The following is a 22,332-nucleotide window of genomic DNA, read 5'->3' on the forward strand; positions in this document are numbered from 1 at the left end:
GCGCGGCCTGAGGAGAGAAGTGCATGACGCAAGTCACGGTGAAACAACTGGCCGATGAGGTCAAAACACCGGTAGAGCGCCTGTTGCAGCAGATGCGTGAGGCAGGTCTGCCGCACACCGCCGCCGAAGAACATGTGACTGACAGTGAGAAGCAATCTTTGCTGACTCACTTGAAAAGCAGCCACAAGGCGAAAGTGGAAGAACCACGCAAGATCACGCTGCAGCGTAAAACCACCAGCACCCTGCGTGTTGCTGGCAGCAAAAGCATCAGCGTTGAAGTGCGTAAAAAGAAAGTTTTCGTTCAGCGCAGCCCGGAAGAAATCGAAGCCGAGCGCAAACGCGAACTGGAAGAACGTCGCGCAGTAGAAAATGCTGCCCGTCAGAAGGCTGAAGAAGAAGCCAAGCGTCGCGCCGAAGAAGAAGCGCGTCGCCAGCCTGCTGCTGCGCAAAACGGTAGTAACGACGCTGTTGCAGCGCCTGCTGCGGTTGCCGAGCCCGTTCGCGAAAGCGCACCGGTTGTGGCGGCTGCACCGGCTCCTTCTGCCGACCGCAAGCCGAACGATCAGCGTCGTCCGGACAAACCACGTGCCGACGATAACAATCGTCGCAGCGGCGGTGGCGATGGTGAGCGCAAAAACGCTCCGCATCGTGCTTCGGTTAAAGAGAAAGCGCCTGCTCCACGTGTTGCGCCACGTACTACCGACGAAGAAAGCGATGGCTTCCGTCGTGGTGGTCGCGGCAAGGCCAAGCTGAAGAAACGCAACGCTCACGGTTTCCAGAGCCCAACCGGCCCTGTTGTGCGTGATGTGCAGATCGGCGAGACCATCACTGTTGGCGATCTCGCCAATCAGATGTCGGTCAAGGCTGCTGAAATCATCAAGTTCATGTTCAAACTGGGTACGCCAGCGACCATCAACCAGGTACTGGATCAGGAAACTGCCCAACTGGTTGCTGAAGAGCTGGGCCACAAAGTGACCCTGGTCAGCGACACCGCCCTGGAAGATTCCCTGGCCGAGTCCCTGAAGTTTGAAGGTGAGACGTTCTCCCGTGCACCGGTTGTGACCGTAATGGGCCACGTTGACCACGGTAAGACCTCGCTGCTCGACTACATCCGTCGTGCCAAGGTAGCTGCTGGCGAAGCCGGCGGTATCACCCAGCACATCGGCGCGTACCACGTTGAAACTGATCGCGGCATGGTCACGTTCCTCGATACCCCGGGTCACGCTGCGTTTACCGCAATGCGTGCTCGTGGTGCCAAGGCGACTGACATCGTGATCCTGGTCGTTGCAGCGGACGACGGCGTGATGCCGCAGACCATTGAAGCGGTCCAGCACGCCAAGGCTGCCGGTGTTCCTCTGGTCGTTGCCGTAAACAAAATCGACAAGCCGGGCGCCGATCTCGATCGCATCCGTAGCGAACTGTCGGTTCACGGCGTGACCTCGGAAGAGTGGGGCGGCGACACCCCGTTCGTATCGGTTTCGGCGAAAGTCGGTACTGGCGTGGACGAGTTGCTCGAAGCGGTCCTGCTGCAAGCCGAAGTTCTGGAACTGAAAGCGACCCCATCGGCCCCAGGTCGTGGTGTTGTGGTTGAATCGCGTCTCGACAAAGGTCGCGGCCCGGTTGCAACCGTTCTGGTTCAAGACGGTACCCTGCGCCAAGGCGACATGGTCCTGGTCGGTTCGAACTATGGCCGTGTACGTGCCATGCTCGACGAGAACGGCAAGCCAATCAAGGAAGCCGGTCCTTCCATCCCTGTCGAGATCCTCGGCCTGGACGGTACTCCGGACGCTGGCGACGAGATGAGCGTACTGTCCGACGAGAAGAAAGCCCGTGAAGTGGCTCTGTTCCGTCAAGGCAAGTTCCGCGAAGTCAAACTGGCCCGCGCTCACGCTGGCAAGCTTGAAAACATCTTCGAGAACATGGGTCAGGCAGAGAAGAAGACGCTTAACATCGTCCTCAAATCCGACGTCCGTGGTTCGCTGGAAGCGTTGAACGGTGCCTTGAACGGCCTGGGTAACGACGAAGTGCAAGTGCGTGTAGTGGGCGGCGGCGTTGGTGGTATCACCGAGTCCGACGCTAACCTGGCACTGGCCTCCAACGCTGTACTGTTTGGCTTCAACGTGCGTGCCGATGCTGGAGCTCGCCGGATCGTCGAGCAGGAAGGTCTGGATATGCGTTACTACAACGTGATCTACGACATCATCGAAGACGTCAAGAAAGCCCTCACCGGTATGCTGGGCAGCGATGTTCGCGAGAACATCCTGGGTACCGCTGAAGTGCGTGACGTGTTCCGCTCGCCGAAGTTTGGCGCGATCGCCGGTTGCATGGTTATCGAAGGTGTTGTTCACCGTAACCGTCCAATCCGTGTACTGCGTGAAGACATCGTTATCTTCGAAGGCGAGCTGGAATCCCTGCGCCGCTTTAAAGATGACGCTTCCGAAGTACGTGCCGGCATGGAATGCGGTATCGGCGTCAAGAGCTACAACGACGTCAAAGCTGGCGACAAGATCGAAGTCTACGAGAAGGTTCAGGTTGCTCGCAGCCTCTAACTCGCGCACTTCAAGGGCCACGGCGAGCCGCCGCATGCAAGTGCGCGGCACGGCGTCAGGACTCTAAACGCAACGCCCGGTCTGGCTTTTGTCAGGCCGGGCGTTTGCCGCTTTCAGACCCCACGGGTTTCACCGTGAGGCAGTAACAGGTAACAAGACATGGCAAAAGAATACAGCCGTACCCAACGTATCGGCGATCAGATGCAGCGTGAGCTGGCACAGCTGATCCGTCGTGAAGTCAAAGACCCGCGCGTCGGCCTGGTCACCATTACCGCTGTTGAAGTCAGCCGTGACGTCGGTCACGCCAAGATCTTCATCACCGTGATGGGGCAGGACAACGCCGAAGACATCGCGCAAAGCATCAAGGTGCTCAACTCCGCCGCCGGTTTCCTGCGCATGCAGTTGGCTCGCGAAATGAAGTTGCGCAGCGTTCCTCAGTTGCACTTCCACTACGACGAAAGCGTCGTGCGTGGCGCGCACCTGTCGGCCCTGATCGAGCGTGCGGTGGCTGAAGACAATCAGCACCCGGTTGCGGCTGAAGCCGAAGACACCAAGGAGTAATCGGTGGCTCAGGTCAAACGTATCCGTCGTAACGTCAGCGGCATCATCCTGCTCGACAAGCCGCTGGGGTTCACCTCCAACGCGGCGTTGCAGAAGGTTCGCTGGTTGCTGAACGCCGAGAAGGCCGGGCACACCGGTAGTCTCGATCCGCTGGCCACCGGCGTGCTGCCGTTGTGCTTCGGTGAGGCCACCAAGTTCTCGCAATACCTGCTCGATTCCGACAAGGCTTATGAAACCCTGGCGCAACTGGGCAAGACCACCACCACGGCGGATGCCGAAGGTGAGGTTTTGCTGGAACGCTCGGTGACCGTTGGTCGCGCCGATGTCGAAGCTGCCTTGCCCGGTTTTCGTGGGCAAATCAGTCAGATACCGCCGATGTACTCGGCACTCAAGCGTGATGGCCAACCGCTGTACAAGCTGGCCCGTGCAGGTGAAGTAGTGGAGCGCGAACCGCGTTCTGTTACTATTGCGCGCTTGGAATTGCTGGCCTTTGAGGGTGATACTGCGCGGCTTGCGGTGGATTGCAGCAAAGGCACCTATATCCGCACCCTGGTGGAGGATATCGGTGAGCAACTCGGTTGTGGCGCTTACGTTGCAGAATTGCGACGTACCCAGGCCGGGCCTTTCACGCTGGCGCAGACGGTCACGCTTGAAGAGCTGGAAGCCGTACACGCCGAAGGCGGAAACGAGGCGGTCGACCGCTTCCTGATGCCATCGGACAGCGGCCTGCTGGATTGGCCGCTGTTACAGTTCTCGGAGCACAGTTCGTTCTACTGGCTTAACGGCCAGCCGGTACGAGCCCCGGATGCACCGAAGTTCGGCATGGTACGGGTACAGGATCACAACGGTCGCTTCATCGGTATCGGTGAAGTGAGCGAAGACGGGCGCATCGCGCCACGTCGACTGATTCGGTCGGAATGACCGAAAACCGGTCTGCGTAACAGCAGGCTGGCGAGGGTGGCTGTTAGCAGGCATGGTCACTACTCATTTTTAGATACAGGGATTTGTCCCTGGCCTGTTGAAGCTGTTTCTTTGAAACAGTTTCCTGATAAAAGGATTGCCTCATGGCTCTCGACGTTCAAGAAAAAGCACAAATCGTAGCTGACTATCAGCAAGCTGTTGGTGACACTGGTTCGCCAGAAGTGCAAGTTGCACTGCTGACCCACAACATCAACAAGCTGCAAGGTCACTTCAAGGCCAACGGTAAAGATCACCACTCCCGTCGTGGTCTGATCCGCATGGTAAACCAGCGCCGTAAGCTGCTGGACTACCTGAAAGGCAAGGATCTGGGTCGTTATCAGGCTCTGATCGGTCGCCTGGGTCTGCGTCGCTAATCAGCGATTGCGCTAGAGGTTGGTTGTCTGTCGTACGTCAGTGGGTTTCCCGCTGGCGCATGGCAGGCTCCCAGCCTCAAGTTTTATCTGGATACACGTTTTACCCTGGACAGGCGTTGGGCCGATTCCCGACATTGCCCAAGAATTTCGCAAGAAGACAAGTTCCCCAAGAGCCACAAAGAAGGTAGGACACCGTGAACCCGGTAATCAAAAAATTCCAGTTCGGTCAGTCGACCGTTACCCTCGAGACTGGCCGTATCGCCCGTCAGGCCTCCGGCGCAGTATTGGTCACCGTTGACGACGACGTCAGCGTATTGGTGACCGTCGTTGGTGCCAAGCAAGCCGATCCAGGCAAGGGCTTCTTCCCTCTGTCCGTTCACTACCAGGAAAAGACTTACGCTGCCGGTAAGATCCCTGGCGGTTTCTTCAAGCGTGAAGGCCGTCCTTCCGAGAAAGAAACCCTGACTTCCCGACTGATCGACCGTCCGATCCGTCCGCTGTTCCCAGAAGGCTTCATGAACGAAGTGCAAGTTGTCTGCACCGTCGTTTCCACCAGCAAGAAAACCGATCCGGACATCGCTGCGATGATCGGTACCTCGGCTGCCCTGGCTATCTCCGGTATTCCTTTCGATGGCCCGATCGGCTGTGCGCGCGTTGCGTTCCATGAAAGCACCGGCTACCTGCTGAACCCGACTTACGAACAACAGAAAGCTTCGAGCCTGGACATGGTCGTTGCCGGTACTTCGGAAGCCGTGTTGATGGTTGAATCGGAAGCCAAAGAGCTGACCGAAGACCAGATGCTGGGCGCGGTACTGTTTGCTCACGACGAGTTCCAGGTTGTGATCAACGCCGTTAAAGAACTGGCCGCTGAAGCCGCCAAGCCAACCTGGGCCTGGACTCCACAGCCAGAAGCCACCGCGCTGCTGGGCGCTATCCGTGCCGAGTTCGGCGACGCGATCTCCCAGGCCTACACCATCACCATCAAGGCCGACCGTTACGCTCGCCTGGGTGAGCTGAAAGACCAGGTTGTGGCCAAGCTGTCCGGTGAAGAAGGCCAGCCTTCTTCCAGCGAAGTCAAAGCTGCTTTCGGCGAAATCGAATACCGCACCGTTCGCGAAAACATCGTAAACGGCAAGCCACGTATCGACGGCCGCGACACCAAGACTGTACGTCCTTTGAACATCGAAGTCGGTGTTCTGCCTAAGACCCACGGTTCGGCACTGTTCACCCGTGGCGAAACCCAGGCTCTGGTCGTTGCAACACTGGGCACCGCCCGTGACGCACAACTGCTGGACACCCTGGAAGGCGAGAAAAAAGACCCGTTCATGCTGCACTACAACTTCCCTCCGTTCTCGGTAGGTGAGTGTGGTCGCATGGGTGGCGCTGGTCGTCGCGAAATCGGTCACGGCCGTCTGGCCCGTCGTTCGATTGCCGCCATGCTGCCTGCTGCCGACGTGTTCCCGTACACCATTCGTGTGGTGTCGGAAATCACCGAATCCAACGGTTCGAGCTCGATGGCTTCCGTTTGCGGCGCTTCCCTGGCCCTGATGGACGCTGGTGTTCCGATGAAGGCGCCGGTTGCCGGTATCGCCATGGGTCTGGTTAAAGAAGGCGAGAAGTTCGCCATCCTGACCGACATCCTGGGTGACGAAGACCACCTCGGCGACATGGACTTCAAAGTAGCGGGTACCGCCAAAGGTGTTACCGCGCTGCAGATGGACATCAAGATCAAAGGCATCACCGAAGAAATCATGGAAATCGCTCTGGGCCAAGCCCTGGAAGCGCGCCTGAACATCCTCGGTCAGATGAACCAGATCATTGGTCAGTCCCGCACCGAACTGTCGGAAAATGCTCCGACCATGATCGCGATGAAAATCGACACCGACAAAATCCGTGATGTCATCGGTAAAGGCGGCGCGACCATTCGTGCGATCTGTGAAGAGACGAAAGCTTCGATCGACATCGAAGACGACGGCTCGATCAAGATCTTCGGCGAAACCAAGGAAGCGGCTGAAGCAGCACGTCAGCGCGTTCTGGGCATCACCGCAGAAGCTGAAATCGGCAAGATCTACGTCGGTAAGGTTGAGCGCATCGTCGACTTCGGCGCATTCGTCAACATCCTGCCGGGCAAGGACGGTCTGGTTCACATCTCCATGCTGAGCGACGCTCGCGTTGAGAAAGTGACCGACATCCTGAAAGAAGGCCAGGAAGTGGAAGTACTGGTACTGGACGTGGACAACCGCGGTCGTATCAAGCTGTCCATCAAAGACGTGGCAGCAGCCAAGGCGTCGGGCGTTTAATTACCCCCGCGCTTAACCGCTGAACAACAAAACGCCCCGACTGGTTCGGGGCGTTTTGCTGTGTGCCATAAAATCAAAAGATCGCAGCCTTCGGCAGCCCCTGCACCGGTCTCGCGTAGGAGCTGCCGAAGGCTGCGATCTTGACGATTCCGGCAAAAAAAAGAGAGGTCCGCCAAGTTGCCGGACCCCAATCCCGGTGCTAGGTTTAGCTCACCGCCCGTGTAGCTCAGCCGGTAGAGCAGCGCACTCGTAACGCGAAGGTCGCAGGTTCGATTCCTGTCTCGGGCAAAAAGTTACCTGTTATTTCACCTTCCGGCTCAGCTCTTCAACAGAGCGTTTGAGCTGATCCTGTTGGCTGTCCTGCTCACTGACTTTTTGCTTCACGCTGGACAGATCACTGGAACTTGAGCTGGAACTCGACCCGGAGCTGCGTTTGAGGTCGTCCACCTGACGGGCAATATCTTTCAGGTCGTTCTGCTGTTCGCTGACACTGCGCTTGAGGTCGCTCACATCGCCAGAGCTGGAACTGGAACTTGAGCCGCTATTGCGCTTGAGGTCGTCCATCTGCGAGGCGAGTTTTTTCAGGTCATTGTCCTGTTCGTTAACCGTGCGCTTGAGGTCGCTCACCTCGCTCGAGCTGGAACTGGAGCTCGAACTGTTATTGCGCTTGAGATCGTCCACCTGCGAAGAGAGTTTTTTCAGATCGTTATTCTGCTCCTCGATGGTGCGCTTGAGAGTGGACAGCTCACTCGAGCTGGAACTGGAGCTTGTGCCGTTGTTGCGCTTGAGCTCTTCCAGTTGCTTGGCGAGGTCTTTGAGGTCTTTGTTCTGTTCCTCGGCGGTACGCTTGAGGCTGGTGATTTCACTGGTGCTCGAACCGACGTTGGTGCCGGTGGTGCGTCTGAGTTCTTCGATGAGGCGCGCTTGTTCACTGACGGTTTTCTTCAGGGTATCGATTTCAGCCGCATTGCTTTTAACGCTGCCGGGTAACTTTGCCAGCTCATCGACTTCCAGATTGGTTTTGACCAATACGGTTTTGCCGAATGAGGTGTGGGTGGCGGTGAGCGTATCGTTAAACGAAGGGGTGTTAGAGCTGAGCTCGATAGCCTGGGCCGTATTGGCCAGTGCCAGGTTGCCGAGCAGGAGGGCGGCCATGCCGGTTGCAAACAGGGTAGACGGAAGCTTTGGGAAATTGCGCATCACCTGAATTCCTTGTGAAGTGCCTATATGGCACATCGCTATGACTTCGTTTTTTAAAACATGTTCCTGTAGGCCGCACAAAATAAGCGTGGTCAGTGACGTCAGCCGTTTTTTTGTAGATTTGATGTAAACATGCGTATAAATCGTCAGCCAAAGGTCCTATATTCGGAACTTGCATGAGCACCACCGAAGCTGTTTTCAGATGATCCCGAATGGTTCTGAAGGCCAGATAAACCGGGCGTTACACGGTTTTTTGCGTCAGAGAGATCCTTGATGATCCAGATCCATCTTCCATTCCCCAGATCAGCGAGAACGACATGACCGTTAAAGAATTGACCCAAGAAGCCAGACACGAAGAAGCCCTCAAAAAGTACGCGTTGGACGCGCACGAGTTGATGGAAGAGATCAAGGACTTGCCCGCCGATGATCAGAAAGACCAGATCCAATGGGCGTTCGAAGATGAAGCCGAAGCACAAGGCTTGCAGCCGTGGGAGCTGACGCTCAAGTACACCTCGACCCCGGAAGAGTTCGAGGCGGCGCGCCTGGTCCTGCACAAGGAGGCGGCCGAAGTGTTGGGCGTCGAATGGGAAGAGTACTGCGAGATGAATAATCTGGTGGTCTAAACGCGGCGATAAACCTGTGGGAGCGGGCTTGCTCGCGAAGAGGGAGTGTCAGTCGACATTTTTGTCGTCTGACCCACCGCTTTCGCTAGCAAGCCCGCTCCCACATGGCCTGTGTACCGGCAGGCGAACGTCAATCAGAGGCTGAGTCGCATCGACAGGTCCACGGCCTTCACATCCTTGGTCATCGCGCCAATCGAGATGTAATCCACCCCGGTTTCGGCAATCGGCAGCAACGTGCTTTCGTTGATTCCGCCGCTGGCCTCCAGTTTGGCCTTGCCGCCGTTCAGGCGCACGGCTTCGCGCATGTCATCCAGGCTCAGTTCATCGAGCATGATGATGTCAGCGCCGGCCGCCAGGGCCTCTTTCAGCTCATCCAGACTTTCCACTTCGATTTCCACCGGCTTGCCCGGGGCAATCTTGTGCGCGGCCCTGATTGCTTCAGGGATGCCGCCGCAGGCCGCGATATGGTTTTCCTTGATCAGGAAAGCGTCATACAGGCCGATGCGGTGGTTATGGCAGCCGCCACAGGTCACGGCGTACTTTTGCGCCAGGCGCAGGCCCGGCAGGGTTTTGCGGGTGTCGAGCAGCTTCACTTGGGTCTCGGCGACGAAATCCGCCAGAAACTGCGCCCGTGTCGCAACGCCCGACAGCAATTGCAGGAAGTTCAGCGCGCAGCGTTCACCCGTCAGCAGCGAACGCGCCGGGCCTTCAAGGTGAAACAGCGCCTGGTTGGGCTTGACCCGTTCGCCGTCACGAACCTGCCAGTGCACCGCAACCCGTGGGTCCAGTTGCCGAAAAACAGCGTCGACCCAAGCGGTGCCGGCGATGACGGCCGCGTCGCGGGTGATGATGGTGGCTTTGGCCAGGCGTTCGGCGGGGATCAACTGCGCGGTGATGTCGCCGCTGCCGATGTCTTCGAGCAACGCACGGCGCACGTTGGCTTCGATTTCGGCGGTCAAATCGGCGAGACGTAGATTCGGCATAACGGGCTCCACAAACAAAGTGGCTCGATTATAGGGCCATGGCGCGGGCCAACCCAAGGCATGCGCGGTGTTCACATGGCGCTGAAACCTGCATTTGGTCGATTCTTCTGAGTAATAAACGTTAAGCCGGGGTCCGCCCTGTACGTCTATTTCAAGAGGAAGTGAAGAGTCCTCTGGCATATAAGGAGTGTTTTACCAGATAATTCGCCTTGCATTTGACGTCATAGCTTTGACGTCCTTATTGAAACCCCGATTATTGAATGACGGCGGTGGATCTTTCCCCACTGCGCGCCGGCTGTGAGACGGCTCAGCTTGATCTTTCTTACCGAACCGAAGAATCACCGTTTCAGGAGGCTTGGATGCACAACGACGGGAATGTAGTGCCTTTGCACAAGGCAACTACCGATCAGGCGACTCACTCGCCGCTCGCCCGCCTGCCTGTGATTCTGCTTCAGGTTCGCGACAAGGCTGCACAACAGCTCAGGCATGGCTTGCAGGAACTGTTCGATAACGCCGACGACACCCTGTTCGAAATGGCCGACCGGGCCCGCAACGACATCGAGCAGAACATCTTCTTTGAAGCCATGCGCGACTTGCGCCTCAAGCGCAAAAGCATCGAGCGCGGGTTTCTCGAGCAGTTCTTCGAGGCGTTCGTCAGCCTCACTCAGTACGACGGCCTTCAGTCCGCGTTGCCCCATTCATTGGCGTTCGATGCCGGCGCCGCGTTGCCCGATGACGACCTGGAGCGCAACGTTGCGGTAGAGGCGATGGTCAGCAAAGTGCTGAGCCGCGAAGGTTTCGCCCTCGATCAACTGACCACCCGGCTCAGCGTGTTGTTGGGCAAGGAACTGCTCGAACAGCACAACCCGCTGGGCCCGGCGATGCTGTGCGAGTACTTCCTGCAGGCCGGGCGCAACCTGGGGGTGGAGATCAAGGTCAAGCTGATCATCCTCAAGCTGTTCGATCGCTACGTCCTCAGCAGTGCCGATCAGCTCTACGCCGAGGCCAATCAACTGCTGATCGCCACTGGCGTGTTGCCCGAGCTCAAACCTGCCCCGGCGAGACGCGTCACCGACCGCGCAGCGGCCAGTGCCCATGCCGAACCGGTCGAGACGATTGCCCGCCCAGGTAACACGCAGATTGACGACAGCGTGCAGGAAGTCTTCGCCGCGTTGCAGGAATTGCTGTTCCACGTGCGCGGCAGCGTCGCGCCGACCCTCGAAGCCAGCACCCAGACCCAGCCGATTTCCACCCGCGACCTGCTGCGCCTGCTCTCGCACCTGCAGCAATACGTCCCGGCCCTGGCGACACAGGACGATTTCGACCTGCGCAACCAGCTCGAACAACTGCTGACCCGGGTCAGCGTCAAAAGCGGCAAGTCGCGAGTGGTCGGGGTGGCCGACGAGGACGTGATCAACCTGATCGCCATGCTCTTCGAATGCATCCTCGATGACCGCAATCTGCCGGATTCCCTCAAGGCGCTGATCGGGCGTTTGCAGATCCCGATGCTCAAAGTCGCGGTGCTCGACAAGAGCTTCTTCAGCCGCAGCAGTCACCCGGCGCGGCGCCTGCTCAATGAAATCGCCGCCGCCGCCATGGGCTGGGGAGAGTGCGACGATCATCAGCGCGACAGCCTGTACCTGCGCATCGAGCAGGTGGTTCAGCGCCTGTTGAATGATTTTGTCGATGATCCGGCGATTTTCTCCGAGTTGCTCGCGGACTTCCTGGCGTTTACCAGTGATGAGCGCCGTCGCAGCGAGTTGCTGGAACAGCGCACCCGCGACGCCGAAGAAGGCCGGGCCCGGACCGAACTGGCGCGTCAGCGCGTCGAGCAAGCGTTGAACGAGGCCTTGTTGGGCAAGTTGCTGCCGCAAGGGGTGGTCGCGTTCGTCCAGGACGCCTGGAGCAAGGTGCTGTTGCTGACCTGCCTCAAGCACGGCGATCAGTCTGCCGAATGGCACGCCGATGTGCAGACCATGGCGCAATTGATCTGGAGCGTGCAGCGTCACGATGAGGCCGACGCGAGTTTGCGTCTGTTGTCGCTGGTGCCGGGGCTGCTCAAATCCCTGCGCGATGGCCTGAGCAGCTCGGCGTTCGATCCCTTCGCCACCAGTGAATTCTTCAGCGAACTGGAGGCCTTGCACGTGCAATTGTTCGAGCGGCCGACCCTGACACCTGAGCAGGTTGATGCGCCGGTGATGGTCCAGGTGCTGGAAGAAATTGTTCTGCGTACTGCCGACGAAGGTCCTGTGGAGACGGCTTCGGTGCGTTTACCGGCGGACGACGCCGGCCTGCGCCAGGTCGATCAACTGCGCATGGGCTGCTGGGTGGAATTTCAGGAAGACGACGAAAACACCCTGCGCTGCAAACTGGCCGCGATCATCGAAGCCACCGGCAATTACATTTTCGTCAACCGCACCGGCATGAAAGTGCTGGAGCGCAGTCGCACCGGCCTGGCCCTGGAATTTCGCCGGGGCGCGGTGCGGGCGCTGGACGATACGTTGCTGTTTGATCGGGCCCTGGAATCGGTGATCGGCAACTTGCGGCGCCTCAATCACGCCAAGTGATCGCGCGCGGAGGGTCTATCGCGGCATACTGCTCGCCAACACGGTCGTCGTTGAAGGAACCTGTATGCAGTTGGACCCCGCGAGCGGTTGGTGCCAGGGCGTGAATATTTGCCCCTCGCCCAACTTCAATGCGCGCCCCTCGGATGAAATCTCCCTGCTGGTGATCCACAACATCAGCCTGCCGCCGGCGCAGTTCGCCACGGGCAAGGTGCAGGCGTTTTTCCAGAATCGTCTGGATGTCACGGAGCATCCCTACTTTGAAGGGATTGCTGACCTGCGGGTGTCTGCGCATTTTCTGATTGAGCGTGACGGCAGCGTCACTCAGTTTGTCTCCTGTCTTGAGCGTGCCTGGCACGCGGGCGTCTCGATGTTCGAGGGGCGTGAAACCTGTAATGATTTTTCCGTGGGCATCGAGCTTGAAGGCACGGATGATCTGCCGTTCACCGACGCGCAATATCAGGCGTTGACGACATTGACCCGACAGCTGCAAAACACCTTCACCGGCATTACCGCGCAGCGCATTTGCGGGCATAGCGACATCGCACCCGGGCGCAAGACTGATCCGGGGCCGGCGTTCGACTGGGCACGTTATCGCGCCGCATTGGCAAAAGAGGAACAACAATGAGTTTTCTGGTGTTGCTGTTGGCGGTCTGGATCGAGAAATTCTCGGCCCTGCGTCATCGGGTTCAGCGTGATGGCGGCTGGGTTCGCGAGCTGAACAAGCTTGAGGCCAGCCCGCGTCTGGCGAACCGTCCGTGGCTGGTGTTGCTGCTGTTGGTGTTGGCGCCGGTGGCGTTGCTCGGTTTGCTGTTGGTGGTGCTGGAACCGGTGGCCTATGGCTTGCTGGCGTTGCCGGTGCACCTGTTGGTGGTGATTTACAGCCTGGGGCGCGGTGATCTGCTGGCCGGGCTCGGACCGTTTCGCGACGCCTGGCGCCGGGAAGACTTGCAAGCCGCCGCGCACGTGGCCAATCGCGACCTGAACATCTGCGCCGACAGTGGCGAACAACTGCTGGAGCGGGTGCAGGCGCATCTGTTGTGGCAGGCCTATCAGAGCTTTTTTGCGGTGATTTTCTGGTACTTCCTGTTAGGTCCGGTGGCGGCGCTGAGCTATCGCTTGCTCGCGCTGGCCGAAGAACACAGCCAGAACCCGGCCGTGGTCGAGCGCGCCGCACAACTGCGCCACGCCTTCGATTGGGTGCCGGTGCGCTTGCTGGCTGCGAGTTTTGCCCTGGTCGGCAATTTCGTCGCGGTCAGCCGGGTGATGCTGCACGAGTTGCTGAACTGGAACATCACGGCCGCCCAGTTGATCGAAAAGGTCGGGCTGGTGGCTGGAGAGATTCCGGCGCCAGTGGTCGGGCCGGAGGGCATCAACAGCCTGGACCGTATCTGGGAACTGCTGCTGCGGGCGGCGGTGCTCTGGTATGCAGGGTTTGCGTTGTGGACCGTACTTCCCTGATTGCTGCATAAGATCAAAAGATCGCAGCCTTCGACAGCGCCTACAGGGGGTCAGTGTTTTTCTGTAGGCGTTGCCGAAGGCTGCGATCTTTTTCGTTAACCTTAAGTTACAAAACCTCCCTCCGATTTGAGCTATACAGAGATAGCGCTCGATAGTGGCTATCTGCTGTCTCTGCGCGCCTGCCAATAAAAATAAGAAATCAAAAGGGAGACTTCTCAGTGAAGAGCTTGCTCTATCCCGCTGTCGCGCTGATGAACCGCCTGAGCTTCGGCATGAAGTTCAGCCTGATCAGTGTGCTGTTCCTGGTGCCGATGCTGGTGACCAATTTCTACTTGGTGCGCGATTCCTATCGTGAATTCCAGGGCACCCGAATCGAACTGCAAAGCCTGGACCTGCTGGGCAGCAGCCTGACCCTGCGGCGGGATCTGGAAACCCTGAACAATCTCGTGCAAATCGACGTTACCCTCGGGCAGTCCGGCAAGGCCGGTGATGTCGAGACGAAGATCGGCTCGCTGGAAAAGAGCATTCTGACCCGTCTGCAAGGGCTGGCGGCCATGAGCACCGAGCCGGAACAGATCAAGGTCTTCGATGGCAAACGCGATGAAATGATCGCCGCGTTCAAGGCCCAGCAAGCGGAAAACTCCCTGCAAAGTAAAAGTGCGCTGATCGGCAAGTTGCTCGGCAGTGCGCAGATTTTCAGTCAGATCATCGCCAGTCAGGCTGGCCTGAGTCGCGACACCCAAAGCGACATGCGCCAGCTCAGCGAACTCATTACCAACGTCACCCCGCCGGTCACGCAGATTCTTGGCGAGGGCCGGGCCATGGGCTCGTTTTCCCTGGGGCAGGGTTTTCTCAATTCGGCGTCGAGCACCCGGTTCGACGAGTTGCTGGCGCAGATCGAAAAACTTCAGGCCGAGTACGGGTTGAAGTTGCACGACGCGTTGGGCTCAAGCACCGCTGCGCATGACACCTTGTCCACGCAGGCCGACAGCAGCAAGGCCTCGCTGAAAAAGGCCAGCGAACTGTTCGAAGAACAAGTGGTGATGGCCGATACGCTCGATGCGCCGTGGCAGGGGTTTTACGATCAAGTCACCGGCCTGATGGAACAGACCTACCAACTCAATGAAGCCACCCTGAAATTCCTCGGCACCCAGTTGCAACAACGCCTGGAGCAGAACCGCACGCACATGGTTTTGCAGGCTGTGGCGCTGTCGGTGGTGTTTGTCTTGATCTTCTACCTCTACGGCGGTTTCTACGCGTCGACCCGCACCACGCTTAAACGCCTGGGCGCAGTAATGGACAAAGTGGCGGCCGGCGACATGACCGTAACCTTCAGCGCCCACAGCCGCGATGAGCTGGGCGAGTTGGGTGAGGTGTTCAACGGCACGGTGAAGAAAATCCACGACTTGATCGAGCGGGTCGGCCACACCGTCGATGAAGTCGAGCGCCAGGCCGGCCAGGTCGAAAGTGTTTCCGCCCAGAGCAATCAGGCAGTGACCGGGCAGCGGACGCAGATTGAACAAGTCGCCACCGCCATGAACCAGATGTCGGCCACTTCTCTGGAAGTGGCGCGCAGTGCCGCCGCAGCGGTCAGCAGTGCCCACAGCGTCAACGACGAAACCCTCAGCGGACGCGGTTTGGTGGAATCCCAGCAGGGCAGCATTGCGGCCCTGGCCGGCGAGATCGACCAATCGGTGCTGGTGATCAATCAACTGGCCAGCGACAGCCAGTCCATCAGCCGTGTGCTGGACGTGATTAAAAGCATCGCCGAGCAAACCAACCTGCTGGCGCTGAACGCCGCCATCGAAGCCGCGCGGGCGGGCGAGCAGGGTCGCGGGTTTGCGGTGGTGGCGGACGAGGTCCGGACCCTGGCCAAGCGCACCCAGCAATCGACCGAAGAAATCGAACAGATGATTGCCAAGCTCCACGGCGGTGTCGGTGCAGCCGTCAAAGCCATGGGCGTCAGTCATCAAATGGCCAACGGCACGGTGGGGCAGTCGGAAAAGGTCCAGCAGGCCCTGGAAAATATCCTCGGCGCCGTCGGAATGATCGTCGACCAGAACCAGCAGATTGCCGCTGCCGTGGAGCAGCAAACCGCCGTGGCCCATGACATTGACCAGAACATCGTCGAGATCAACCGTGCCGGTGAGCGCACGGCCGAGGGCGCGCATCAGACCGAGAACGCCAGCCGGGCGTTGTCAGCCCAAGTGGTGGAGTTGAAGCAGTTGATCAGCGCGTTCAGGGTCTGACAATCACCCTCAACCCCTATAGGAGTAAAGCTTGCTCGCGAATGCGGTGTGTCAGCCAACATCCATGCTGAATGTTCAGCCGTGTTCGCGAGCAAGCTTCGCTCCTACAAGGACAGCGCGCGAACAATCTGTAGTACTTGTCCTCTTTTCCTGTAGGCAGATTCCTGTTTTCCTGCGGGCTCGGTTTTTTCGTCTTCAATGAAGGAAGATCTGTCTCTCTAACCTGCCCTGAGGAAGCCCGGTTATGTCTGCTGCTACGATAGGAATCCTGGGCCGCTGCGCCCATTGCCAGCGCACGTTGCTGCTGGAGCCCTGGCAACTTAACGCGATCGCCATCAACGAAGCGTTTACCTGTTCCCACTGCGAGAAAGCCTTAGAGCTAAACGATCCGCAGCAGCTCAAGCGTTTCAAGTCCCTCGACTCCCTGGCCTTGTTGCGCGCCAGTACCTTGGTGATGGTTTGCACTGCGTTGCTGGTGGCGTTGATGATGGAATGGATCGGGCTGCTCAGCGTGGTCGAGCAGCTGAATTTCTCGCTGCTGGCGATTTTGGTCTACTTCGGCGTCGTTCGGTTTGCCCGGCACCGGCAACACATCACGCTGACGCTGGAGGCCGCCAAGGCCCACCTCGACTGACTACCAGTTGAACAACTCGCAGGCATTGGCCGTGCTGGCGGCGGCCAGTTGCTCGGGGCTGATGGTCATGATGTCCGCCAGTGCCGAACAGATCGCCGGCAAGTGCGCCGGGCTGTTGCGCTGGCCAGGGAACATGGCGGGCGCCATGTCCGGGGAATCGGTTTCCAGCACCACTGACGCCAGCGGCAACTGCGCCAGCACCCGGTGCATGCGCAAGGCTTGAGGCCAGGTCGCGGCGCCACCCAAACCCAGTTTGAAACCGAGCTTGATGTATTCCCGCGCCTCTTCCTGGCTGCCGGCGAAGGCGTGGATGATCCCCGCGCGTTTCAAGCGAAACCGCTTGAGCGTGGCGATTACCGCCGCATGGCTGCGGCGCACATGGATCAGCGCCGGCAAGTTGAAGTCCACTGCCAGTTGCAGTTGTGCATCGAACAAGGCCTGCTGGCGCTCGCGGTCGAGGGTTTCGATGAAGTAATCCAGACCGATCTCGCCCACCGCACACAACTGCCGATGGCCGGCCAGCCGGGTCAGCCAGTCGCCGAGGGCGGTCAGGTCCTCGGGGCGATGATCTTCCAGATACACCGGGTGCAAGCCGAACGCCGCGTGCAGATCGGGATCGCTTTGCACCAGGTCCCAAACCCGCTGCCAATTACCCTGATAAACCCCCAGCACCACCATCCGCCGCACCCCGAGGGCACGGCTTTCGGCCAGCAACGCCGTACGGTCGGCGTCGAAGTCCGGAAAATCCAGGTGAGTGTGGCTGTCGATCAGCTCCACGGTTCAGTCCTGGCGAATGCGCTGCTTGAAGGTCCGCGCAATGGCCTGCACGCCGGGTTGGTAATCCGACTGTTCGATGGCGGCCAGGGCCAATTCCAGGGCTTTGTCGGCGATCAACTGATGCTGCTGGGCCATCGCATTGACCGGCAGCGGCAGGAAGTCCAGCAACTGCGTGTCGCCGAAGGTGCCGAGGCGCAATGGGCGGGTTTTGAGCGGGAAGTCATGCAAGGCATCGAACACGCCTTGTAGCAGCACGTAGGAAGTAGTCACCAACGCATCCGGCAAATGCCCCAGGCGTTGGAGTAATTCTTCCATCAATTGCTTGCCGCACTCGCGGCTGAACGACTCGCCGTGTTCGATCAGGATGTCGCCTTTGAACCCGCTCAGCGCTTCTTTGAACCCGGCGGCCCGTTCCTGGCTGATGCTCAGCTCGGGACGCGCACCGATCAGCGCGATCTGTTTGGGCAGCGGATCGAGCAGGCTGCGGGTCAGTTGCAGGCTGGCTTCGCGGTCGTCACTGATCACCGAGCAGAAATGCTCGGGCTCCATGACCCGGTCGATGGCGATGATCGGGATGCCTTTGGCCTGCAATTGGCGGTAACTGTCGTCATCGGTCGGCAGGCAACTGGCGACGATCAAAGCGTCGCAACGGCGGGCGCGGAACAGTTTGAGCAACTGCCGTTCGCTGTCCGGCGCATCGTCGGAGCTGGCGATCAGCAACTGATAGCCCCGGGCCCGGGCGCCTTGTTCCAGGAGTTTGGCAATTCGCGCGTAACTGGGGTTTTCCAGGTCCGGCAGAATAAACCCCAAGGTGCGGGTATGCCGACTGCGCAGGCCGGCGGCCTGAGGGTTGGGCGTAAAGCCATGTTGCTCGACCACCGCGCGCACGCGCTCGACGGTCGCGCTGCTGATGCGCTGTTGCGTGGCCTTGCCATTGATGACATAGCTGGCGGTGGTAACGGACACACCGGCCAACTGGGCGATATCACTGAGTTTCAACTCGGGATTTCCTTGTTTTTTCGAGCTTGCCCCGACATTTTTGCCAATCCTACCTGATTAAGGCAGACGACTATTGTCGCAACACATCCGACAAGTTGGACTTCAAGGATGAGACATTATCGAGTAACGTGCCAAACATTCTAGATTAAACGTTTCAGCAAGCGTATTTTCTACGTTATAGGTGCCTTTGGCCGGTTCTGCCGCGAAACCGCCAAAAGTCATGACCAAGCGCCTAAGCTGACACATTCAAAACAATACCTGGCACCCCAAGGGCGCCAAAAAGGAGAAAGCATGCTCGAGCTCACCATAGAGCAGATTTCCATGGGCCAATCGGCTGTGGATAAATCAGCCGCATTGCAACTGCTGGCCCAGCATCTGGTCGCCGATGGTCTGGTGGCCGAGGGGTATCTCGCCGGGTTGCAGGCGCGCGAAGCCCAGGGCTCGACCTTTCTCGGTCAAGGTATTGCCATCCCCCACGGTACGCCGGAAACCCGCGACCAGGTGTTTTCCACCGGCGTGCGGCTCATGCAGTTCCCCGAAGGCGTGGACTGGGGTGATGGTCACATCGTCTACCTGGCGATCGGTATCGCCGCCAAATCCGATGAACATTTGCGCCTGTTGCAACTGCTGACCCGCGCCCTCGGCGAGACCGATCTGGGCCAGGCCCTGCGTCGCGCCAGTTCCGCCGAAGCGCTGCTGAAACTGCTGCAAGGCGCGCCGCAAGAGCTGGCGCTGGACGCCCAGATGATCGGCCTCGGTGTGTCCGCCGATGATTTCGAAGAGTTGGTCTGGCGCGGCGCCCGTTTGCTGCGCCAGGCCGATTGCGTGAGCAACGGGTTCTCCGCCGTGCTGCAACAAGTCGAAGCGCTGCCCCTGGGCGATGGCCTGTGGTGGCTGCACAGCGAGCAAACCGTCAAGCGTCCGGGCCTGGCCTTCGTCACCCCGGACAAACCGATGCGCTACCTCGGCCAGCCGTTGAGCGGTCTGTTCTGCCTGGCCAGCCTCGGCGAAGCGCATCAGGCCTTGCTCGAACGCCTGTGCGCGTTGCTGATCGAAGGTCGCGGCCACGAATTGGGCCGCGCCACCAGCAGCCGCAAAGTCCTTGAAGTGCTGGGCGGTGAAGTGCCGGCCGACTGGCCGAGCGCACGCATTGCGTTGGCCAACGCCCACGGTTTGCACGCGCGCCCGGCGAAGATCCTCGCGCAATTGGCGAAAAGTTTTGAAGGCGAAATTCGCGTGCGCATCGTCGATGGCCCGGACAGCGCCGTGTCGGTGAAAAGCTTGAGCAAACTGCTGAGCCTCGGCGCCCGTCGCGGTCAGGTGCTGGAATTTATTGCCGAACCGACTATCGCTGCCGACGCTTTGCCGGCGCTTCTGGCGGCCATCGAAGAGGGCCTCGGCGAAGAAATCGAGCCGCTGCCGGCCGTCAGTCAGCAGCGCGAAGTGTTTGCCGATGTCGCCGAAGTATTGCTCGCGCCAAAATCCGGCAGCCTGATTCAGGCCATCGCCGCAGCCCCCGGAATTGCCATGGGACCTGCGCACATTCAAGTGCTGCAAGCCATCGATTACCCGCTGCGCGGTGAATCCGCCGCCGTCGAACGCGAGCGTCTGAAACAAGCGCTGACCGATGTCCGTCGCGACATCGAAGGCTTGATCGAACGCAGCAAATCCAAAGCCATTCGCGAAATCTTCATCACCCACCAGGAAATGCTCGACGACCCGGAACTGACCGATGAAGTCGACACCCGCCTCAAGCAGGGCGAAAGCGCCGAAGCGGCGTGGATGGCGGTAATCGAAGCCGCCGCCAAGCAACAGGAATCGCTGCAAGATGCCTTGCTCGCTGAGCGTGCCGCCGACTTGCGGGATATCGGTCGCCGGGTGCTGGCGCAACTGTGTGGCATCGAAACCCCGAGCGAACCGGAGCAACCGTACATTCTGGTGATGGACGAGGTCGGCCCGTCCGACGTGGCCCGTCTCGACCCGGCGCGGGTCGCCGGCATCCTCACCGCCCGTGGCGGCGCCACCGCCCACAGCGCCATCGTCGCCCGCGCGTTGGGCATTCCAGCGCTGGTCGGTGCCGGTGCAGCGGTGTTGCTGCTGGCGCCGGGCACACCGCTGTTGATTGATGGCCAACGCGGTCGCCTGCACGTCGATGCCGATGCCGCGACGTTGCAGCGCGCCACCGAAGAACGCGACACCCGTGAAGCACGCCTCAAAGCCGCCGCCGAACAACGCCACCAACCGGCGCTGACCACGGACGGCCATGCCGTGGAAGTGTTCGCCAACATCGGCGAAAGCGCGGGCGTGACCAGCGCGGTGGAGCAGGGTGCCGAAGGCATTGGCCTGCTGCGCACCGAGCTGATTTTCATGGCGCACTCCCAAGCGCCGGACGAAGCCACCCAGGAAGTTGAATACCGTCGCGTGCTCGATGGCCTGGCGGGTCGCCCCTTGGTGGTGCGCACCCTCGACGTCGGTGGCGACAAACCGCTGCCGTATTGGCCGATCGCCAAGGAAGAAAACCCGTTCCTCGGCGTGCGCGGCATTCGCCTGACCCTGCAACGTCCGCACATCATGGAAGCGCAATTGCGCGCCTTGCTGCGTGCCGCTGATAACCGTCCGTTGCGGATCATGTTCCCGATGGTCGGCAGCGTTGATGAGTGGCGTCAGGCCCGGGACATGACCGAGCGTTTGCGCCTGGAAATCCCCGTCGCGGACCTGCAACTGGGAATCATGATTGAAGTGCCGTCGGCGGCGTTGCTGGCGCCGGTTCTGGCGAAAGAGGTCGACTTCTTTAGCGTCGGCACCAATGACCTGACCCAATACACCCTGGCTATCGACCGTGGCCACCCGACCTTGTCGGCCCAGGCGGACGGCTTGCACCCGGCGGTGCTGCAACTGATCGACATCACCGTGCGCGCGGCCCATGCCCATGGCAAATGGGTCGGTGTGTGCGGCGAACTGGCGGCGGACCCGTTGGCGGTGCCGGTGCTGGTCGGCCTCGGCGTGGATGAGCTCAGCGTCTCCGGTCGCAGCATCGCCGAGGTCAAGGCGCGCATCCGCGAACTCAGCCTGGCCCAGACTCAAATCCTTGCTCAACAGGCCCTGGCCGTGGGCAGCGCCAATGAAGTGCGCGCATTAGTGGAGGCCCTGTAATGGCCAAGATTTTAACCCTGACCCTCAACCCGGCATTGGACCTCACCGTCCAGTTGCCACGGCTGGAGCCCGGTCAGGTCAACCGCAGCGACGAGATGCACACCCACGCCGCTGGCAAAGGTGTGAACGTCGCGCAGGTGCTGGCCGATCTGGGGCATCAACTGACGGTCAGCGGTTTTCTCGGTGAAGACAATCTCCAGGCGTTCGAAACATTGTTCGCCAAGCGCGGTTTTGCCGACGCGTTCATTCGCGTCCCCGGCGAGACCCGCAGCAACATCAAACTGGCGGAAAGCGACGGGCGGATCACCGATATCAATGGCCCGGGCCCGCAGGTCAGTGAAGCGGCGCAACAGGCGTTGCTCGATCGGCTGGACCAGATCGCGCCGGGGCATGATGCGGTGGTGGTCGCCGGCAGTTTGCCGCGCGGCGTCAGCCCGCAGTGGTTGCAAGGGTTGATTTCGCGGCTGAAAAATCTTGGTTTGAGGGTGGCGCTGGATACCAGCGGCGAAGCCTTGCGTGCGGGGCTGGCGGCCGGTCCATGGTTGATCAAACCCAACGCCGAAGAGCTCGCCGATGCGCTCGGTTGCGAAGTGGTTAGCGTGGCCGCGCAAGCTGAAGCGGCGAGCCGTTTGCACGCTCAAGGCGTCGAGCATGTGGTGATTTCCCACGGCGCCGATGGCGTGAACTGGTTCAGTGTCGGCGCGGCGATGCATGCCACGCCGCCCAAGGTCAGTGTCGCCAGTACGGTGGGTGCCGGTGATTCGCTGCTGGCGGGGATGCTCCACGGTTTGCTCAGCGCCGACACGCCTGAACAGACCCTGCGCACGGCCACGGCGATTGCCGCGATGGCGGTCACGCAGATCGGTTTTGGCATCCATGATGTCGCGCAGTTGGCGCAACTCGAACAGGGCGTGCGCGTGCGCCTCCTGACAGAACAATAAGAGG

17 protein-coding genes and 1 tRNA gene are annotated in these 22,332 nt (G+C 59.8%); 14 read left to right on the top strand and 4 right to left on the bottom strand.

Annotated elements, in window-relative coordinates; translation table 11 throughout:
• The first annotated feature begins 23 nt into the window (after nt 1–23).
• From infB to V5E99_RS17880, 6 genes are all read left to right on the top strand, one after another.
• The gene (gene infB / locus V5E99_RS17855) at nt 24–2,549 is read left to right on the top strand and encodes a translation initiation factor IF-2 (protein WP_499803621.1); all 2,526 of its coding nucleotides are present in this window, start codon (nt 24–26) and stop codon (nt 2,547–2,549) included.
• 159 nt (nt 2,550–2,708) lie between these two features.
• Entirely contained in the window at nt 2,709–3,110 is a 402-nt protein-coding gene (gene rbfA / locus V5E99_RS17860; protein WP_008149016.1) for a 30S ribosome-binding factor RbfA, read from the top strand.
• A gap of 3 nt (nt 3,111–3,113) precedes the next feature.
• Nucleotides 3,114–4,031, top strand: a complete 918-nt coding sequence (gene truB / locus V5E99_RS17865; protein WP_499803622.1) for a tRNA pseudouridine(55) synthase TruB — start codon at nt 3,114–3,116, stop codon at nt 4,029–4,031.
• A gap of 143 nt (nt 4,032–4,174) precedes the next feature.
• The gene (gene rpsO, locus V5E99_RS17870; RefSeq protein ID WP_003176135.1) at nt 4,175–4,444 is read left to right on the top strand and encodes a 30S ribosomal protein S15; all 270 of its coding nucleotides are present in this window, start codon (nt 4,175–4,177) and stop codon (nt 4,442–4,444) included.
• Nucleotides 4,445–4,638: 194 nt separating this feature from the next.
• Nucleotides 4,639–6,744, top strand: coding sequence for a polyribonucleotide nucleotidyltransferase (gene pnp, locus V5E99_RS17875; protein WP_499803623.1), 2,106 nt, complete (start codon nt 4,639–4,641; stop codon nt 6,742–6,744).
• 215 nt (nt 6,745–6,959) lie between these two features.
• A tRNA-Thr gene (locus tag V5E99_RS17880) sits at nt 6,960–7,032 on the top strand.
• 12 nt (nt 7,033–7,044) lie between these two features.
• Here the strand turns inward: V5E99_RS17880 and V5E99_RS17885 are convergent.
• Nucleotides 7,045–7,944 carry a hypothetical protein gene (locus tag V5E99_RS17885; protein ID WP_499803624.1) on the bottom strand — a complete coding sequence of 300 codons (900 nt, stop codon included), beginning with the start codon at nt 7,942–7,944 and terminating at the stop codon, nt 7,045–7,047.
• 317 nt (nt 7,945–8,261) lie between these two features.
• Here V5E99_RS17885 and V5E99_RS17890 point away from each other — a divergent pair, with 317 nt between their 5' ends.
• Entirely contained in the window at nt 8,262–8,567 is a 306-nt protein-coding gene (locus V5E99_RS17890; protein WP_499803625.1) for a DUF6388 family protein, read from the top strand.
• A gap of 134 nt (nt 8,568–8,701) precedes the next feature.
• On the opposite strand, the gene nadC is transcribed toward V5E99_RS17890, so the two are convergent.
• Complete coding sequence (gene nadC / locus V5E99_RS17895; protein ID WP_499803626.1) at nt 8,702–9,550, bottom strand: carboxylating nicotinate-nucleotide diphosphorylase; 849 nt, start codon at nt 9,548–9,550, stop codon at nt 8,702–8,704.
• Nucleotides 9,551–9,909: 359 nt separating this feature from the next.
• Between nadC and V5E99_RS17900 the strand changes: the two genes are divergently transcribed.
• The 5 genes from V5E99_RS17900 to V5E99_RS17920 all read left to right on the top strand — a co-directional run bounded on the left by V5E99_RS17900 (nt 9,910) and on the right by V5E99_RS17920 (nt 16,458).
• Complete coding sequence (locus V5E99_RS17900) at nt 9,910–12,117, top strand: DUF1631 domain-containing protein (RefSeq protein WP_499803627.1); 2,208 nt, start codon at nt 9,910–9,912, stop codon at nt 12,115–12,117.
• A 64-nt stretch (nt 12,118–12,181) separates the two neighbouring features.
• Complete coding sequence (ampD, locus tag V5E99_RS17905) at nt 12,182–12,742, top strand: 1,6-anhydro-N-acetylmuramyl-L-alanine amidase AmpD (RefSeq protein ID WP_499803628.1); 561 nt, start codon at nt 12,182–12,184, stop codon at nt 12,740–12,742.
• Nucleotides 12,739–13,575 carry a regulatory signaling modulator protein AmpE gene (ampE, locus tag V5E99_RS17910; protein WP_499803629.1) on the top strand — a complete coding sequence of 279 codons (837 nt, stop codon included), beginning with the start codon at nt 12,739–12,741 and terminating at the stop codon, nt 13,573–13,575. The genes ampD and ampE overlap by 4 nt, the downstream gene beginning before the upstream one ends.
• 218 nt (nt 13,576–13,793) lie before the next feature.
• Nucleotides 13,794–15,824: a methyl-accepting chemotaxis protein gene (locus tag V5E99_RS17915; protein ID WP_499803630.1), complete on the top strand. Its 2,031-nt coding sequence runs from the start codon at nt 13,794–13,796 to the stop codon at nt 15,822–15,824.
• Nucleotides 15,825–16,068: 244 nt separating this feature from the next.
• Entirely contained in the window at nt 16,069–16,458 is a 390-nt protein-coding gene (locus V5E99_RS17920; protein WP_499803631.1) for a hypothetical protein, read from the top strand.
• Here V5E99_RS17920 and V5E99_RS17925 read toward each other — a convergent pair whose 3' ends face one another.
• Complete coding sequence (locus V5E99_RS17925) at nt 16,459–17,235, bottom strand: TatD family hydrolase (RefSeq protein ID WP_499803632.1); 777 nt, start codon at nt 17,233–17,235, stop codon at nt 16,459–16,461. It lies immediately after the preceding gene.
• 3 nt (nt 17,236–17,238) lie between these two features.
• On the bottom strand, nt 17,239–18,234 hold the full coding sequence (gene cra / locus V5E99_RS17930; RefSeq protein ID WP_499803633.1) for a catabolite repressor/activator: 996 nt from the start codon (nt 18,232–18,234) through the stop codon (nt 17,239–17,241).
• Nucleotides 18,235–18,525: 291 nt separating this feature from the next.
• Here cra and ptsP point away from each other — a divergent pair, with 291 nt between their 5' ends.
• The gene (gene ptsP, locus V5E99_RS17935) at nt 18,526–21,387 is read left to right on the top strand and encodes a phosphoenolpyruvate--protein phosphotransferase (RefSeq protein WP_499803634.1); all 2,862 of its coding nucleotides are present in this window, start codon (nt 18,526–18,528) and stop codon (nt 21,385–21,387) included.
• The gene (pfkB, locus tag V5E99_RS17940; protein WP_499803635.1) at nt 21,387–22,328 is read left to right on the top strand and encodes a 1-phosphofructokinase; all 942 of its coding nucleotides are present in this window, start codon (nt 21,387–21,389) and stop codon (nt 22,326–22,328) included. The genes ptsP and pfkB overlap by 1 nt, the downstream gene beginning before the upstream one ends.
• Nucleotides 22,329–22,332: the final 4 nt, after the last annotated feature.

Origin of the sequence: Janthinobacterium sp. LPB2021202312-11-4 (assembly GCF_037049705.1) — a bacterium.
Lineage (GTDB): Bacteria > Pseudomonadota > Gammaproteobacteria > Pseudomonadales > Pseudomonadaceae > Aquipseudomonas.

What these genes read in the sequence shown, in the direction of transcription:
- V5E99_RS17920 (WP_499803631.1), top strand. Translation starts at nt 16,069, where the DNA reads ATGTCTGCTGCTACGATAGGAATCCTGGGCCGCTGCGCCCATTGCCAG.
- nadC (WP_499803626.1), bottom strand. Translation starts at nt 9,550, where the DNA reads ATGCCGAATCTACGTCTCGCCGATTTGACCGCCGAAATCGAAGCCAAC.
- V5E99_RS17885 (WP_499803624.1), bottom strand. Translation starts at nt 7,944, where the DNA reads ATGCGCAATTTCCCAAAGCTTCCGTCTACCCTGTTTGCAACCGGCATG.
- ptsP (WP_499803634.1), top strand. Translation starts at nt 18,526, where the DNA reads ATGCTCGAGCTCACCATAGAGCAGATTTCCATGGGCCAATCGGCTGTG.
- rbfA (WP_008149016.1), top strand. Translation starts at nt 2,709, where the DNA reads ATGGCAAAAGAATACAGCCGTACCCAACGTATCGGCGATCAGATGCAG.
- ampD (WP_499803628.1), top strand. Translation starts at nt 12,182, where the DNA reads ATGCAGTTGGACCCCGCGAGCGGTTGGTGCCAGGGCGTGAATATTTGC.
- V5E99_RS17890 (WP_499803625.1), top strand. Translation starts at nt 8,262, where the DNA reads ATGACCGTTAAAGAATTGACCCAAGAAGCCAGACACGAAGAAGCCCTC.
- infB (WP_499803621.1), top strand. Translation starts at nt 24, where the DNA reads ATGACGCAAGTCACGGTGAAACAACTGGCCGATGAGGTCAAAACACCG.
- ampE (WP_499803629.1), top strand. Translation starts at nt 12,739, where the DNA reads ATGAGTTTTCTGGTGTTGCTGTTGGCGGTCTGGATCGAGAAATTCTCG.
- pfkB (WP_499803635.1), top strand. Translation starts at nt 21,387, where the DNA reads ATGGCCAAGATTTTAACCCTGACCCTCAACCCGGCATTGGACCTCACC.
- V5E99_RS17900 (WP_499803627.1), top strand. Translation starts at nt 9,910, where the DNA reads ATGCACAACGACGGGAATGTAGTGCCTTTGCACAAGGCAACTACCGAT.
- rpsO (WP_003176135.1), top strand. Translation starts at nt 4,175, where the DNA reads ATGGCTCTCGACGTTCAAGAAAAAGCACAAATCGTAGCTGACTATCAG.